11 protein-coding genes are annotated in these 12,594 nt (G+C 44.5%); 5 read left to right on the top strand and 6 right to left on the bottom strand.

What is annotated here, in order from left to right:
• Positions 1-145: 145 nt before the first annotated feature.
• Together JK628_RS18340 and JK628_RS18335 are read right to left on the bottom strand one after the other, a co-directional pair.
• Positions 146-2,440 (bottom strand): nitric-oxide reductase large subunit, encoded by a 2,295-nt coding sequence (locus JK628_RS18340; RefSeq protein WP_202286373.1) that lies wholly within the window; start codon positions 2,438-2,440, stop codon positions 146-148.
• A 328-nt stretch (positions 2,441-2,768) separates the two neighbouring features.
• Positions 2,769-3,695: an LpxL/LpxP family Kdo(2)-lipid IV(A) lauroyl/palmitoleoyl acyltransferase gene (locus JK628_RS18335; RefSeq protein WP_202286372.1), complete on the bottom strand. Its 927-nt coding sequence runs from the start codon at positions 3,693-3,695 to the stop codon at positions 2,769-2,771.
• A gap of 119 nt (positions 3,696-3,814) precedes the next feature.
• Here JK628_RS18335 and hldE point away from each other — a divergent pair, with 119 nt between their 5' ends.
• Positions 3,815-5,245: a bifunctional D-glycero-beta-D-manno-heptose-7-phosphate kinase/D-glycero-beta-D-manno-heptose 1-phosphate adenylyltransferase HldE gene (gene hldE / locus JK628_RS18330; RefSeq protein ID WP_202286371.1), complete on the top strand. Its 1,431-nt coding sequence runs from the start codon at positions 3,815-3,817 to the stop codon at positions 5,243-5,245.
• A 9-nt stretch (positions 5,246-5,254) separates the two neighbouring features.
• Positions 5,255-6,121 (top strand): hypothetical protein, encoded by an 867-nt coding sequence (locus tag JK628_RS18325; RefSeq protein WP_202286370.1) that lies wholly within the window; start codon positions 5,255-5,257, stop codon positions 6,119-6,121.
• A gap of 4 nt (positions 6,122-6,125) precedes the next feature.
• On the opposite strand, the gene JK628_RS18320 is transcribed toward JK628_RS18325, so the two are convergent.
• Both JK628_RS18320 and JK628_RS18315 read right to left on the bottom strand, forming a co-directional pair.
• Positions 6,126-6,524, bottom strand: a complete 399-nt coding sequence (locus JK628_RS18320; RefSeq protein ID WP_202286369.1) for a GFA family protein — start codon at positions 6,522-6,524, stop codon at positions 6,126-6,128.
• 294 nt (positions 6,525-6,818) lie between these two features.
• Positions 6,819-7,223 carry a hypothetical protein gene (locus JK628_RS18315; RefSeq protein WP_202286368.1) on the bottom strand — a complete coding sequence of 135 codons (405 nt, stop codon included), beginning with the start codon at positions 7,221-7,223 and terminating at the stop codon, positions 6,819-6,821.
• A gap of 231 nt (positions 7,224-7,454) precedes the next feature.
• Here JK628_RS18315 and JK628_RS18310 point away from each other — a divergent pair, with 231 nt between their 5' ends.
• The 3 genes from JK628_RS18310 (at position 7,455) to JK628_RS18300 (ending at position 9,638) form a co-directional block, all read left to right on the top strand.
• The gene (locus tag JK628_RS18310) at positions 7,455-7,613 is read left to right on the top strand and encodes a hypothetical protein (RefSeq protein WP_202286367.1); all 159 of its coding nucleotides are present in this window, start codon (positions 7,455-7,457) and stop codon (positions 7,611-7,613) included.
• A 165-nt stretch (positions 7,614-7,778) separates the two neighbouring features.
• Positions 7,779-8,252: a TetR family transcriptional regulator gene (locus JK628_RS18305; RefSeq protein ID WP_202286366.1), complete on the top strand. Its 474-nt coding sequence runs from the start codon at positions 7,779-7,781 to the stop codon at positions 8,250-8,252.
• Positions 8,253-8,555: 303 nt separating this feature from the next.
• Positions 8,556-9,638, top strand: a complete 1,083-nt coding sequence (locus tag JK628_RS18300) for a rhomboid family intramembrane serine protease (RefSeq protein ID WP_202286365.1) — start codon at positions 8,556-8,558, stop codon at positions 9,636-9,638.
• Positions 9,639-9,692: 54 nt separating this feature from the next.
• On the opposite strand, the gene JK628_RS18295 is transcribed toward JK628_RS18300, so the two are convergent.
• Positions 9,693-11,072, bottom strand: a complete 1,380-nt coding sequence (locus JK628_RS18295) for a MipA/OmpV family protein (protein WP_202286364.1) — start codon at positions 11,070-11,072, stop codon at positions 9,693-9,695.
• A gap of 136 nt (positions 11,073-11,208) precedes the next feature.
• Positions 11,209-12,591 (bottom strand): NAD(P)(+) transhydrogenase (Re/Si-specific) subunit beta, encoded by a 1,383-nt coding sequence (locus JK628_RS18290; RefSeq protein WP_202286363.1) that lies wholly within the window; start codon positions 12,589-12,591, stop codon positions 11,209-11,211.
• Positions 12,592-12,594 lie beyond the last annotated feature (3 nt).

Raw genomic sequence — 12,594 nt, 5'->3', positions numbered from 1 at the left:
GAAACACTCACTCACCGAGAGGCGGTTGTGGTGTCTGTCTTTTTGACATTAGTGTTGGTTTGTAACTGTGTCAAATATACTATGTTTTATAGCTAAAAAAAGGGTGCTAAAAATAGCACCCTTGGGTAAATATTAAATAGCGTTGTTAAGCGCTAGCCGACGCTTGATCATCATCGAGCTCGCAAGTCTCTTTCTTCTTACCAATGGCTTTCTTGATAATATCGAAGAGGAAGGCACCCATAAATAGGCCGCCAATGCCAAACAGAACATCACCTGGTACACGCATCCATACTAGCGTTTCAACCAGTGGACTATGGATCACCTCTGGTGAGCGAGCAAACCAGTAGCCGTTGTCGATAACAGCAAAGAACTGCACGATACCAACGGGAAGCAGAGACATAAACACCATCGCTGCTAAACCTATGTTCATGGTCCAGAATGCGCCTTTTAGTAGCTTCTCATTCCACTGCATTTGTCCTGTTAGTCCACGGAAGCAGAACAACATGAGTCCCATTCCTAGCATGCCATACACACCCATAAAGGCTGCGTGAGCATGAGTCGCAGTCGTGTTTAGGCCTTGAATAAAGTACAGAGCGATAGGCGGGTTAATTAGGAAACCTAACATCCCTGCGCCGACTAGGTTCCAAAATGCGGTTGCCACAAAAAACATAATGGCCCACTTGTAACGGATCATCCACGGGCTTGCAGAGCGTAAGCGGTAACTTTCTACAGCTTCAAAACCAATCAGTGCTAGTGGCACTACTTCTAGCGCTGAGAAGATTGCGCCCCATGCAATAACAGAGGTTGGCGCGCCGGTAAAGTACAAGTGATGTAAGGTACCTATTAAGCCACCGGTTAGGAAAATAACTGTGGCAAAAAGTACCGCTGCGTTTGCGCTGCGTGCACGGATAAGCCCGAGGCGTACCAGCATTAATGCAATGACAGAGGTAGCAAAAGTTTCGAAGAAGCCTTCTACCCACAAGTGAACAACCCACCAACGCCAGTATTCAGCAATCGCAAGGTTGGTGTGCTTACCCATAAAGAGGCCTGCGCCATAGAATAAGCCAATAGCCACACATGAGGCGTACAGTACCCAAATAACTGGGCGCATCTCGCCTTTAACTTTCAAAGCAGGGCGTATTGATGCTGTAACCAGAGCAAGCCAAATTAATAAGCCTCCCAACAGTAAGATCTGCCACACTCGGCCTAAATCAATATATTCATAGCCTTGATGGCCAAATAGGAAGTTCATGTCCAGATCAAAGTATTGCTGAACCCCCAGCCATTCACCGGCCATAGAGCCGAGTACAACGACAACCAATGCCACCCAAAGTATGTTTACGCCGATGCGCTGAAACTTAGGCTCATGCCCTGATAGTGCTGGGGCAATATATAAACCAGTCCCTAGCCAAGCTGTCGCAATCCAGAAGACGGCAAGTTGTGTATGCCAAGTTCGAGTAACAGAGTAGGGCAGGATTTCTGACAGTGGTATACCGTAAAAATTTTGCCCTTCAACCGCATAGTGTGCGGTGATGCCGCCGAGCAATATCTGTAATAGAAACAGACCTATCGCAGTAACGAAGTACTTCCCTACAGCGCGTTGTGATTTAGTGGGTTTAGTAAAAAAGAGTGGATCTTGATCGGCGGGCTTAGGCAAGCTTTCATGCTTACCACTGGCGTGATGCCAGATCAATGCACCGATACCAGCGATGAGTGTCACAATACTTAAGATTGACCATACAATATTATCAGAGGTTGGCGTGTTACCTATTTGTGGATCAAATGGCCAGTTATTGGTGTAAGTATAATCAGCATCAGGTCGCTCTGTTACCGCAGCCCAAGCACCCCAAAAAAGGAAAGCATTAAGCTTTTCACGGCGATCTAAGCTGGGAACGGTTCCCTCCTTCATCGCATATTGCTCTCTAAGTGATGATAACTTAGGGTCATCACCAAAGAGTGCCAAGTAATGTTGCTCTACCTGTTTAATGGCTTCGATACGCGTGGCTGAAAGGGTTGTGAAAGTCTCGCCATTGGCTTGATTTACAACTGTATTATGACGAATGTCTTCGCGCAAGCCCTGCTCAAGTCCCGCTTGTTGCTGCGAGTTTATTTGAGTAAATGGCAAGTTGAAACGCTGCTTTGCGCTGATATCTAGCCAAGCTTGTGCTTCTTTATGTAACCAATCAGCCGTCCAGTCTGGTGCAACGTATGAGCCATGCCCCCATATAGAACCCAGCTGATGCCCCCCCATAGAGCGCCAAACCAATTGTCCCTGTTCGATATCATCTTGACTAAATAGTGTTTGTCCTTGGCTATCAACAAAAGCCGTCGGGATAGGCGGTTTTTCTCGATAGATCTCACTACCAATACTCAGCAGTACAGTAAATGAAGCAATTAGCACCAGCAGTAGTGCGATTGCCGTTAGTCTTTGTTTGCTCATAAGTCCTCTTAGCGCAACGTTATTATTATTCAGGCGAGCCCTGTTAGAGCATATAACGTGCCAATGGTGTTAGTTGCTGTTTTCAAAGAGATTATTGTTTTTTACTGTGTAATTGATGGTGTCATAAAGACAGTTGTTGAGTGTCAAAAAAACAGTTGGCTGTCATTTTGACATCAAAGTGAAGTGCTAAATCAACTAGCATATAGAACGCGGTAAAAGTGACTGATTTTAAGCGAAATAGAGATGAACACATCTCATTAATAAAGCAGAGTAGAAGCCCTTTGCATGCGCCGCAAAGGGGTTTTGACACCAATTGACTTAAGAGCTGTTATTTATACAAAGATGGGTCTTCAGCTTTTGGACGGGTTTTAAAGCGTCTATGCAACCACATATATTGGCCTTTGTTGCGACAAATAATCTCTTCGATAATTTTATTGCCACGCTTTGCATCTTCAATCTCATTCTCGCCAGGAAAGTCATCTAGTGGCGCCTTTATCTCGATGTTATAGCCGGTGTCTGTACTGTTTCGCTCAACAAAAAACGGTAGCACCTTGGCTTTACCGAGTCTTGCAAGCGTGGTTGCGCCAGTAATGGTGGCTGCTTCTTTAACGGCGAAAAAAGGGATGAACGTGGCACTAGAACGGCCGAAATCTTGATCCGCTGTGTACCAAATAACGTTTGGCGCTCTTAGGCTACGCACCATTTGGCGTAAGTCTCGTTTCGGTACTAGTGCTTTATTAGAGCGTAAGCGACCTTTGACCTGTAGGTACTCCATTACCGGGTTATTGTGTGGTCGGTATACGCCAACGCCTGGTTGGAACTGACCGAAGATCCGCGCGCCCATCTCTAAAGGTAGGCAGTGGACGGCATATAGTATGACCCCTTGGCCGTTGTTAAGTGTTTGCTGCACATGCTCTTGACCTTTAATGGTCATATGCTGCTGAATTTTTTCATCTGACCACCACCAACCATTAATAGTATCGAAGATGGCTTTGCCTGTTTGTTCGAAGTTTTCACGCAATAATGTTTGTAGCTCAGCTTCGGTCATATCAGGAAAGCACAGCTGCAAATTACGCTTAGCAGTGTTAACTCGTTTGCCGACTAGCTTCATTGCGATTCTGCCAATCGCTGCGCCAATCTTCATTTGAAGACGCAGTGGTAATACTTGCGTTAAACGCATCATCGCAACGCCTAGCCACAAGAGCCAGTACTTAGGATGATATAGATGAGATGAAAACTGGGCTTTTTCTACCACGGAAAACTCGAATACATTGAAAAATTACTCATTATTCTAACGCAAACTCGCTCAAACTTACTCAAAATCATTAAAAATTAGGTACAATCATCAGTAAATTTGTGAAAGACACGGTCATTATGAAGATTTCTCTGCCAGCATTTGAAAACGCCAAGGTACTCGTCGTTGGTGATGTAATGTTAGATCGCTACTGGGCGGGCCCAACTGCGCGTATATCTCCGGAAGCCCCGGTTCCTGTTGTCAAAGTGGAACAGATTGAAGACAGGCCTGGCGGAGCGGCTAACGTGGCGATAAATATTGCGACCCTAGGCGGCGCTGCAAGTCTGGCTGGTATTGTTGGTACTGATGAGACCGCTGATGCATTGACTGTAGGCATTCAAGCACTAGGTGTTGAACCTAATTGGCATCGAGTCGCTGGTAAGCCAACGATTACTAAACTGCGCGTGATGTCGCGTAATCAACAGTTACTGCGGTTAGATTTTGAAGAGAGCTATTCGAAAGCAGAAAGTGATGCACTGCTCGCAAAAACCATCTCACAACTAGATAATGTTGACGTGGCGGTATTGTCTGATTATGCCAAAGGCGCACTTGTTTCTCCCGAAGCCTTTATTCAGTCGGCTAACGACAAAGGGGTCAAGGTATTAGTTGATCCTAAAGGCAGTGATTTTGCGCGTTACCGTGGTGCTTATCTATTAACGCCGAATATGAGTGAGTTTGAAACCGTGGTGGGTAAGGTTGGATCTGAAGCCGACCTAGTCGCTAAAGCGCAGTCTTTACTGACACAATTTGAACTGCACGCCATGTTAGTCACCCGTTCAGAAAAAGGCATGACGTTAATCACTAAAGATCAGCCTGAGTTGCATATACCGACGGTTGCCCGTGAGGTTTATGATGTCACCGGCGCCGGTGATACGGTTATTTCAGCGCTCGCGACAGCGATTGCAGCTGGCAGTGACTTAGCGCAAGCCTGCGCCATTGCCAATACGGCTGCTGGGATTGTGGTTGCCAAGCTAGGCACTTCAACCGTGACTCGCATTGAGTTAATCGAAGCCCTGTCTTTGAACCAAGGGGAATCAGGTTTTGGTTCTGTGAGTGAAGACCAGCTGGTGTATGCCTTAGAGCAAGCCAAGCTACGTGGCGAGCGTGTAGTGATGACCAATGGTTGTTTTGATATTTTACACGCAGGACACGTTAGCTACTTGCAACAGGCCAAAGCACTCGGTGACCGATTAATCGTTGCGGTTAATAGTGACGCCTCGGTAAAACGTCTTAAAGGTGAAGGACGTCCAGTCAACCCTGAAGACAGACGAATGGCTGTATTAGCCGGCCTTGCTTCGGTCGATTGGGTAGTGCCTTTCAGTGAAGATACCCCCCAACGCGTTATTGCTCGCTTGTTACCAGACTTATTGGTAAAAGGTGGTGATTACAAGGTTGAAGATATTGCCGGTGGCAAGGAGGTGATTGCTGCTGGTGGTCACGTTAAAGTACTCGGCTTTGAAGAGGGTATTTCAACCACCGCCATTATTGAAAACATCATGGCAAATCAATAATACGGCCCGATGATGATAACTGGATTCGTGGCGGGCTTGGCGTTTACCGCTGGCTATCTTTGGGACGATATAGGGGCTAAGCGAGCCCTTATCTGTGATCGCGAAACCATAGAACTTTGTCTTGCTCAGCTGCCTCCAATGGCACGAGAGCAGCTGCCCAACAGCCAGCTGCTTCAGCTCTCAATGGGGGCGCGTGCCGCCATGGTACTTCCTATACTTCACCCTAAAATCGCAGGGGTGTTGATGACAGATTTTGATAAATTGCCTAAAAAGCGCAGTGTAAATTGGGGCGTAGGTTATTACTCTCTTAAGCTAAATCGGCAAGATGAACTGACCTATTGGCATGAGTTAGGTCATCTTGAAGCGATAGCGGCAATGGAGAGTTTGAATCAACAGATCCGTAGTATGTTTCAACATGAGTGGTTATCTGATCTTTACCTCATTTGGCGTGTTGCCAAGGACACCGATAGCTTGAGTCTCGCATGGCAGCAATACCACCGACGTAACATCGACGTGATGGCTAATATCGAGTTTATGTCTCACTGGAGCGTGCCCATTATGTTGCAAGCATTACAGCATTACAGCGTAAAAGAGTTGCAAGCATTTGATAGCTTCAACGCCTTTTTAACTGATTTTTGGCCGCAACTCACCGTTCCCAGCAATGACAACATCGCAGAGTTTTCCAGTCTCATTCAGCGCACTTTTGGCGCAGGTACAGTGCAGCCTTTATCGGGTTATATGTACTGGCGTAAGCCTGCCTTAGGCGTTTACCTAGAACCAACTCTAATAAAGTTGATGGGGCACTCAGGTGCAAAACGCTGGTTAGCAGAACAAAGTATGCAGCCAGAGACATTGCGCTTAACCCCACGATTGTAGCGCTTTAGCTGTTAAATGCCTGATCATGCTGTACACCTGTCCCACCAATGACGTCCCAATTGGCTTTGGAACCAACCCAAATATGGTGAGTGATTTGTAAGTTTTCAATTTGGGGTAATAAGCCTGCAGGAATATACATCCGACTAGCGTCATTGCTCCCCGGTAAACTTGAACCGCAGTGAGTACAAAAGCTGGCTTGCCAGTCATGCCCTGGTTTCGACCACGTTTTAACTAACTCTTCCCCTGAAACCCAATTAAAATCGTCATTATTCGTCACAATAACTGCAATACCATTTGCACCGGTTGAGCGACGACAAATAGAGCAGTGACAAAAATAAACGTCGGCAATTTTGCTACTGACTTCAAAGACCACTGCGCCACAATTGCACTTTCCTTGGATCATAACTTCCTCATTATATGTTTACTTTTAAGAGAGGCTATTGCCTTCGGTAAGTCAACCTGTGCTAACGAATGACTGTCACTCAATTCAAATGTAAGCCCAATTTATGTTTCATTTACTGCTGTAATGTTCACACATAATATTACGAATATTGGTATTGAGAATATCAATATTGGGAGTCTATCCATTACAAAATGATGAAGCATGTATATCTAGCTAGGTTATCTTTTACCCCAAATATGATTTTACATGTGATAGAGAACAGTCTTGCACTTCAATCTTGTACAGAATTTAACATTAGAAGAATGTATTAAGTTTATCGAAGTCCTGATTTAAAAATAATTTTAGTAAGTCTTTGGCAGAGTCAAAAGATTGATCTAGGCGATCTGTTACGTGCTTGGGATCTTGCCACTTCGTTAAACCAAACCACTTTTTTACTACCTCCGGACGTTGATAAAAAACGTAGAAAATAAACTCTTCGTTTTCTGGTACGGCGGAAAATATAATTCCTCTATTGTTAGTGACATCAATAAACTCAAGTGATGGGTTGTAGTGAATATCTTTGCTTAGATTTTCAGTGAGCTTTTTGAGCTCCAGTGTCCAAGGATAGCTTTCGAATTTTAAAGCGATATCTTCTTTTTTTATTTCGCCTTTTTGAATTACATTCTCGATAATTGGATCGCAAACAGTCCATTGATACATGATTAGCCCCTGTGCATTTAACATTTGAATACGGGCTATCTGATGACATCAGTAAGGCCGTAGCTAAAACAACTAATTTCTCTGCTCACTTCAAAGCAATCTTTGGTAATTAATGCTGAGAAAACTATCTTGTCTCGTATCCTCTGCCTGCTTTGAATGCATGCTATTTAGTCTATTGAAATTACGCTGTTTTTTATTTTTACTCAATAGCAAATAGAGGGCGAGCTGGGCATGATTTTAAGAGCCATGCTAAAAAGTGATAAAGAAAACATAAAATGGTGCAGCAGCGAAACTGGCCGCCAACTGAAAAAGTTATCGCTGGACAAAAACCTTAGCTTTCAAATGATGGGAGAAATCATAGTGAAGAGGGAAAACATTAAACTCAAATAAAGTCTGATACTTTGAGCCTATATAGGCTCAAATATAGAGAGTTCCCCAATAATTTTTGCTGAACCTAAGCTGAATACCTGACCGATAGGCACTACTGATGGCAGTTTCGGCAGCGCGCTTTTGTTAAAGTGAGCTCAATTGTATAGAGGTAAGGGGGGATGTATTATGCCGAAGCGTTCAAAAGCTGATACCAAGCAAACCATAGAGCAAATATTGGCTGCAGCACTACAGCAGATTTTGAGTATGGGTTATGACGCTATGTCCTACTCCACGCTTTCACAAACAACAGGCATAAGCCGTACCGGCATCAGTCATCACTTTCCCTATAAGGCAGATTTTCTAAACCAGTTAGAGCCCAAACTTGCCGCACTGTTAATTGAACAGTTAGATTTTAGCGGTATTGAGCCACTGCAAAGGTCATGGCATAGCGCATTAGAAACCGAGCAGTTTTGTGCCATTATAAAACTGTTCTTTGCTATTTGTGGCTCAAATGAACTTAATACAACCCAATATAAAACACTGACCTTGTTGAAAGAGAAAGTGGCGGGGGAACTTGGGAGCCAGGGGGAGTTGGCAGTTGATACACTTCTAGGGCAAAGCGCGATGTTTCTATTTAAGCAAAATAGAACAAGAGTATAAAAGGCAAAACGCTGAGGGTTGCTTAACTGTATCTAATGGCTGTATGTATCTTTGGTTATTGTCTTATGCTGGTTAACCGTATTGAAAACATCTGTTTATCTAATGGCTTAAAAACGCTAACAAGCTATAGCGATGAAGGTTTTTTTTATATATGCTAGCGGCGATTAAGTATTTAAAGTGTGTAATATCAAGGAGTGATACACGATATGGAAGTCAAGTCTAGAGCCTACGCAACAACAGAGCCTGTCAATCTTACCGCAGAGTTAAAAGCTACCGATATTAGCGTCGCATAAGGATATTTAAATGACGATGAAGTGCCCAGGTTGTAACAGCCTGACGATGCGAGTGTTCGACTTTCATGGTCAAGAGGTTGATAGCTGCACTAAATGCGGTGGTATATGGTTTGACAGTGGCGAACTCAATGCTGCGCTGTCAACAGCTGATAATGGCGATGACAGTGTCGGCATTGAAGGCGCTCTTGGCGAAAATAGAGGAGTGTCAGATCGACAATGTAGTCATTGCATGTGCAACATGCAGCACTATTTTTTAATGGACGATTTTCAAGTCGAGGTTGATGTTTGCCACTCATGTACTGGGGTGTGGATTGATGAGCATGAACGAGAAAAAGTGGTGCAGTCTCCTCAGATAAGAGCAGCGTTAGAGCAACTCAATCAAAAGACCAACATCAAGACCTGGTTGTTTCAGTTTTTACTGCAAATGCCCATAGAGTACAACTTGAAAACCAAGATCAAACCATGGGTCACATATAGTCTGCTAGCTCTTAATATCATTATCTTTTTTGCCTACGGTTATAGTGACCCTGCCACTGTCTGGGTATTTAATAATTTTGCTATGCAGCCATCATTTGTGATGCAAGGGCAACAGGTGTTGCCGCTATTGAGTCATATGTTTCTTCATGCTGATATCTTGCATTTGGCAGGGAATATGTATTTCCTCTATGTGGTTGGTGACAACTTAGAGGATGCTATTGGGCATTCACGTTTTTTGGCAGTTTACTTGCTGTGTGGCTTTGCGGCTGTCTTTGCTCAAATTGCATCAGATCCAAGCTCGACTGTTTACATGGTGGGGGCCAGCGGGGCGATAGCAGGTTTGTTTGGCATGTACCTATTGTGGTTTAAGCATGCCAGCCTGACATTTATGTTTGTTGTTTTTCAGAAGAAACTGTCGCCGCTGGTATTCTTTGCGATCTGGCTATTGATCAACATTATCGGCGCATGGCTTGCTGAAAGTGCTGTGGCTTATTGGGCTCACATTGGTGGCTTTATTGCAGGGTTGATTATCGGACTTGCACTAAAGCAACGGGTAATGTTGGCCAACCCAATTTTGTCGATGCTTAACTCACCAGAGGTGAAAGTGTCTCGCTAGCTTACGACTGTTTGCGCATGTAGAGAAAAAAGGCCGCTAATGCGGCCTTTTATTTTAGAAATGCCATTGCAGGTAAACGCTTTGATAGTTACTACCACCGCTTATGCGGCCAAAGGCTGAGCTAGACTCGAAAATGCCAGAACGGTGGTGGATGCTATAACCAAACCAGAGGTTTTCCATTTTTCGGGAATTGAAAACATCGCCGACATTTACATCTAAAGAAAAATCTAAGTAATTAAGCAGTTTGGATGGCTTATAGTCTTTCTCTGCTAACTCGCTAGACTCAATGTAAGTTACAGTGCTGACATAAGATAAACCTTCGGCGACGCCGAGTCTAAACCGAGGGCCAATTTCAAAGGTGTAGTAAGCCTTTATTGCAATAATGGCCTCGGCAATATTATCTTGTACTTCAGAGTCATGATGCCAGACTAAGCCAGGAGTTAAGTAAAGTTCGATTGGCAGGGTAAACATAGTATCGGTTAGCTGAGTACCGTAAAAAGCCGACGTCATTTGGTTATTGTAAGGATCCGTTTTAGTTTGCCATTTTAGTATCGCATTGAGGTTAGACGGCGTTGCCCAACCATGAGCAATGCGTAAGTACTCCGTCGGTTTGTCCTGTTTTGTCACGACAGGCTTAGCCGAATAATTCTTTTTATTGGGTTCAGGAAAAAAACCAAAACCAAAAAAGGACTCATACTGAAAGCGGTTGTTAATACTGGGGAGTTCGTAGACATCATCTTCTAAACGACCGACGCCAAATTGACCGAGTAAATAAAGATTACTGCTCACGTGATAACGCGCTTTTATGCCCGCATTAAAGCTCACACCACCGCCAATCTCATATTTATCTAAGCCATAATAATATTGATTGAAATCGGCACTTTTCCACTGAAACTCGGCGTAAGGTAATAGCCGCCAATCTCCAGACTCCCAAAGATATTGAGTGCGGCTATAGCCATAGCTGCGCTTGTCGGAGTCAGAGAGGACCGCTAAATCGACATCCCACTGTTCTTTGACAAAACGGTACTGAAAACCGAAGTCAAAAGCTTGAGATTGAGTGTCATTTTGCAGTTCTTGTGGGATATCAACAAAACGAAAACGGGTGTACAAATTGACCTGATGGTTATCATTTTTCCAGATATGAGCGGCAGCTTCCATGCCGTTAATATAGAAATAATCATTTTTAAAGTAGATGAGCGGCAGTGTGTCATACACTTCATCCTCTTCAGTGGCGTAGGGAATATCGCCACGGCGTTTACCAATACCAATACCCCAACTGTTATTCCATTGATTGACCGCAGGCTCCTCTACAGTCACTGCGGTGGCCGATTCTGTAGATGTTGGCAGTATTGGGGTGTCAGCTGCATTAAGCATGCCTAGGGGGGCAAGCATCAATAGGCAGACAAAACTAACTGAAATTAGATTGGGTTTCATATTATTGTTCTTGGATAAGCGCTGCTAGAAGTATAGAGAAAAATGCGGTTTGCATACATAAGTTTAACAAACTTGTATTAATTAATGCTTAAAAAAAAGACCGCGAATGCGGTCTTTAAGTCGTCGAAGCCAATTATTAATCTGCTTCTTTTAGGCTCTGTGTTAGCTCTACAATGGCCTTTTTACCATCACCAAATAACATTACTGCGTTGTCCATCGCAAACAATGGGTTAGGAAGACCTGCAAACCCAGGGCTTAGTGAACGCTTCACCACCACTACGGTTCTTGCTTTGTCGACGTTGAGAATGGGCATACCGTAAATTGGGCTACCTTTGTCTTCTCGTGCCATCGGGTTGGTAACATCATTTGCACCAATCACAATCGCCACATCGGTTTGCTCAAACTGCGGGTTAATCTCATCCATCTCGATTAACTGCTCATAAGGCACTTCAGCTTCTGCTAGCAATACGTTCATGTGTCCTGGCATACGACCAGCAACGGGGTGGATGGCATAGAGAACTTTGGTGCCACGCGCTTCCATCACCGAGGCTAGTTCACGTACAGCATGTTGTGCTTGTGCCATGGCTAAGCCATAACCCGGTACAATCACAACGCGCTCGGCTGTCTCTAGTAACATCGCCACCTCTTCAGGTGAAGATGAGGTGACTTTACCGGCATAAACTTCGTCAGCGTCAACGGTTTCGCCGCCTTCAGCCATCACGCCAAATAGCACGTTAAACAGTGAACGGTTCATCGCTTTACACATGATCCGTGTCAGAATAATACCTGATGCACCTACCAGTGAACCCGAGACGATAAGGACGGTGTTGCCGGTAATAAACCCCGTGGTTGCCGCTGCAATACCTGAATATGAGTTAAGCAGGGCGATCACCACTGGCATGTCAGCGCCGCCAATCGGTATGACCAGTAATAAACCCAGCAGCACAGATACTGCGACTAACGCATAGATAAGGTTGGTGTTGCTTGGATCCATCACGATAGCGATAGACAATCCAATGGCAGCGATTAACAGCAATGCGTTGAATATCTTGTTGCCAGGCACTTTTATCGGGTTGCCTGATATAAGCTCTTGTAGCTTAGCAAACGCAATAAATGAACCTGATAGCGTTACGGCGCCAATAACCACAGTAGCGGTAATCGAAACTAAGGCGACAGTGTGAGTTGCAGATTGTGGGTCGAGGAAGTTAGCCAATGCGATAAAGAGTGATGCACCACCACCAAAACCGTTGAGCATAGCGACCATCTGTGGCATTGAGGTTACTTGGATTTTGGTCGCCATAATTGCGCCAATAGTACCACCGAGTAACACACCGGCGATGATCCACTCGTAACTTAAAATACTCTGATCCAGCAGAGTGACCACTACCGCAATAAACATACCTAATGCGGAAAGTTGGTTACCTCTGACTGCCGTTCTCGGCTTTGTCAGGCCTTTTATCCCAAGGATAAATAAGCTCGCAGCCACCAAATAGGCGAGATAAATAATTGTCGTACTCATAGT

The organism is Shewanella sp. KX20019 (assembly GCF_016757755.1).
In the GTDB taxonomy this organism is placed as follows: domain Bacteria; phylum Pseudomonadota; class Gammaproteobacteria; order Enterobacterales; family Shewanellaceae; genus Shewanella.
Note: the sequence above shows the minus strand (reverse complement) of the source record. Positions and strands in the feature narration are given on the sequence as shown.

Coding starts and splice junctions, on each gene's coding strand:
- JK628_RS18340 (WP_202286373.1), bottom strand. CDS start 2,440: ATGAGCAAACAAAGACTAACGGCAATCGCACTACTGCTGGTGCTAATT.
- hldE (WP_202286371.1), top strand. CDS start 3,815: ATGAAGATTTCTCTGCCAGCATTTGAAAACGCCAAGGTACTCGTCGTT.
- JK628_RS18325 (WP_202286370.1), top strand. CDS start 5,255: ATGATGATAACTGGATTCGTGGCGGGCTTGGCGTTTACCGCTGGCTAT.
- JK628_RS18320 (WP_202286369.1), bottom strand. CDS start 6,524: ATGATCCAAGGAAAGTGCAATTGTGGCGCAGTGGTCTTTGAAGTCAGT.
- JK628_RS18315 (WP_202286368.1), bottom strand. CDS start 7,223: ATGTATCAATGGACTGTTTGCGATCCAATTATCGAGAATGTAATTCAA.
- JK628_RS18310 (WP_202286367.1), top strand. CDS start 7,455: ATGATTTTAAGAGCCATGCTAAAAAGTGATAAAGAAAACATAAAATGG.
- JK628_RS18305 (WP_202286366.1), top strand. CDS start 7,779: ATGCCGAAGCGTTCAAAAGCTGATACCAAGCAAACCATAGAGCAAATA.
- JK628_RS18300 (WP_202286365.1), top strand. CDS start 8,556: ATGACGATGAAGTGCCCAGGTTGTAACAGCCTGACGATGCGAGTGTTC.
- JK628_RS18295 (WP_202286364.1), bottom strand. CDS start 11,072: ATGAAACCCAATCTAATTTCAGTTAGTTTTGTCTGCCTATTGATGCTT.
- JK628_RS18290 (WP_202286363.1), bottom strand. CDS start 12,591: ATGAGTACGACAATTATTTATCTCGCCTATTTGGTGGCTGCGAGCTTA.